Source organism: Rhizobacter sp. P2_H2 (assembly GCF_056403375.1).
The window spans coordinates 1-2,306 of sequence record NZ_JBFUFP010000883.1 but is presented as its reverse complement, the minus strand read 5'-3'; the positions used below and the strand labels follow the sequence as shown (position 1 = coordinate 2,306).

The window sequence follows — 2,306 nt, the reverse complement described above, 5'->3', positions numbered from 1 at the left end:
GGTTGGCATCGAGCTGCTCGACGGCCGCTCGCACGAGGTGCTGGCCGCCTGCGACGTCACGCTGATCGCGAGCGGCACGGCGACGCTCGAGGCGGCGCTCTTCAAGCGGCCGATGGTCATCACCTACGCGATGAACTGGCTGAGCTGGCAGATGATGAAGCGCATGGGCTACCAGCCCTGGGTGGGTTTGCCGAACATCCTGCTCGGGGAATTCGCGGTGCCCGAGCTCTTGCAGGACGACGCGACGCCGCAGAGACTGGCGGCTGCGGGTCTTGACTGGCTCGACAAGCCGGAAGAGTCCGCTGCCATTGCCCGGCGTTTCACCGAACTGCACCGCCGACTGCGCTGCAACACTGTCCAGGCTGCCACCGATGCGATCGAGAAAGTCCTCCGGTCCTGAGCAGTTCGGCCTGCGCTTCGACGCCATCGGCCTGGTGGCGGGCGTGGACGAAGCCGGCCGCGGCCCGTTGGCCGGCCCGGTGGTCGCCGCGGCGGTGATCCTCGACGACCAGCGTCCGATCAAGGGGCTGGACGATTCGAAGAAGCTGTCGGCCGCGGTGCGTGCGCGGCTGTACGACGAGATCCGCGAGAAGGCCTTGTGCTGTGCGGTGGCCGAGGCGAGCGTCGAGGAGATCGACACGCTGAACATCCTGCAGGCGACGATGCTGGCGATGCGCCGCGCGGTCGAGGGCTTGCGGCTGGTGCCGGTGAAGGTGCTGGTCGATGGCAACCGCCTGCCGGTGCTGAAGATCGCGGCCGAGGCCATCGTGCAGGGCGATGCGCTGGTGCAGTCGATCTCGGCGGCATCGATCCTCGCGAAGGTGCACCGCGACCGCTTGTGCCTCACGCTGCACGAGCAGCACCCGCAGTAYGGCTTCGACGAGCACAAGGGCTACGGCACGCCGATGCACCTGGCCGCGCTGAAGCAGCACGGGGCCTGCGTGCACCACCGCCGCTCGTTCGCACCGGTGCGTGAGGCGCTGCTGCCGCTGGGTATGCCGGTGTCCGTGTCCTTTGCGGTGCCCGCCGAATGATGGGCGCCGAGTGATGGCGGCAGCGATCAAGGCGATCAGTTCGCGCGACAACCCGTTGCTGGTGCGGCTGCGCAAGCTGGCGGCCGACCCGGGGGGCTACCGCAAGCACGGCGAGGTGCTGCTGGAGGGCGATCACCTCGCCGCGGCGCTGCTGCAGCGTGGCGGGCTGCCGTCGCAGGCGGTGATCACCGAAGCGGGCTGGCAGGTGCCGGCGCTGCGGGCGTTGGCCGAGCGCGCACCGCAGGTGGCCGTGGTGCCTGCGGCGCTGATGGCGGGCATCGGCACGCTCGAGTCGGCCGCTCCGCTGATGTTCGTGCTGCCCTGGACGGGTGGTGCGTCGCTGCAGGCCGATGCGCCGAGCGTCGTGCTCGATCGACTGCAGGACGCCGGCAACGTCGGCGCGGTGCTGCGCAGTGCGGCCGCCTTCGGCTTCACGCAGGTGATCGCGTTGAAGGGCACCGCGGCGCTGTGGTCGCCGAAGGTGCTGCGCGCCGGCATGGGCGCGCATTTTGCGCTGCGGCTGGTCGAGGGCCTCGAAGCCGATGCGCTGGCGGCGTTGACCGTTCCATTGCTGGCCACCAGCTCGCACACACCGCACGAGATCCATCGCGCAACGCTGCCTTGGCCGTGCGCCTGGGTGCTGGGTCACGAAGGGCAGGGTGTGTCCACGGCGCTGATGGCGCGTTGTGCGCAGGCATTGCGCATTCCGCAGCCAGGCGGCGAGGAGTCGCTCAACGTTGCCGCCGCCGCGGCGGTGTGCCTCTACGAGTCGGCGCGGCAAAGAATCTGACGCGCGCGAACCGCTCGCCTCAATACATCAGCCGATCCGGCCGGATATCCCGCAGGATGGTCGTCGCGATCTCCTCGATCGATTTGTGCGTCGACGACAGCCACGCGATGCTCTCGCGCCGCATCATCGCCTCGGCCTCCGACACCTCGTGCCGGCAGTTCTCGATGCTGGAGTACGGGCTGTTCGGCCGCCGCTCATGGCGGATCTCGGCCAGCCGCTCCGGCGCAATCGTCAGCCCGAAGCATTTCTTGCGGTGCGGCGCCWGCCCCGCCGGCAGCACGCGGCGGTCGAAATCTTCCGGGATGAGCGGGTAGTTGGCCGCCTTGATGCCATGTTGCATCGCCAGGTACAGCGAGGTCGGCGTCTTGCCGCTGCGGCTCACGCCGACCAGGATCACGTCGGCCTCGGCCAGGTTCTTCGACGATTGCCCGTCGTCGTGCGCCAGCGAGAAGTTGATCGCCTCGATGCGGTCGGTGTACTCC

The 2,306-nt window shown here is 69.1% G+C and carries 3 protein-coding genes and 1 pseudogene; 3 read left to right on the top strand and 1 reads right to left on the bottom strand.

The features are described 5' to 3' along the window. From AC1D15_RS27720 to AC1D15_RS27710, 3 genes and pseudogenes are all read left to right on the top strand, one after another. Positions 1–400 (top strand): annotated as a pseudogene (locus AC1D15_RS27720) (lipid-A-disaccharide synthase); the annotation flags it as partial. After that, positions 372–1,034 carry a ribonuclease HII gene (gene rnhB / locus AC1D15_RS27715; protein ID WP_052211429.1) on the top strand — a complete coding sequence of 221 codons (663 nt, stop codon included), beginning with the start codon at positions 372–374 and terminating at the stop codon, positions 1,032–1,034. The pseudogene AC1D15_RS27720 and the gene rnhB, both read left to right, overlap by 29 nt. 13 nt (positions 1,035–1,047) lie before the next feature. After that, positions 1,048–1,824 (top strand): TrmH family RNA methyltransferase, encoded by a 777-nt coding sequence (locus tag AC1D15_RS27710; RefSeq protein WP_477828535.1) that lies wholly within the window; start codon positions 1,048–1,050, stop codon positions 1,822–1,824. 19 nt (positions 1,825–1,843) lie between these two features. Here the strand turns inward: AC1D15_RS27710 and AC1D15_RS27705 are convergent. Beyond that, the coding region (locus AC1D15_RS27705) for a kinase/pyrophosphorylase (protein ID WP_477828534.1) at positions 1,844–2,306 on the bottom strand (463 nt) is incomplete at its 5' end.

Bases quoted from the DNA above. Each gene is read 5' to 3' on its own strand.
- AC1D15_RS27710 (WP_477828535.1), top strand. From the start codon at position 1,048: ATGGCGGCAGCGATCAAGGCGATCAGTTCGCGCGACAACCCGTTGCTG.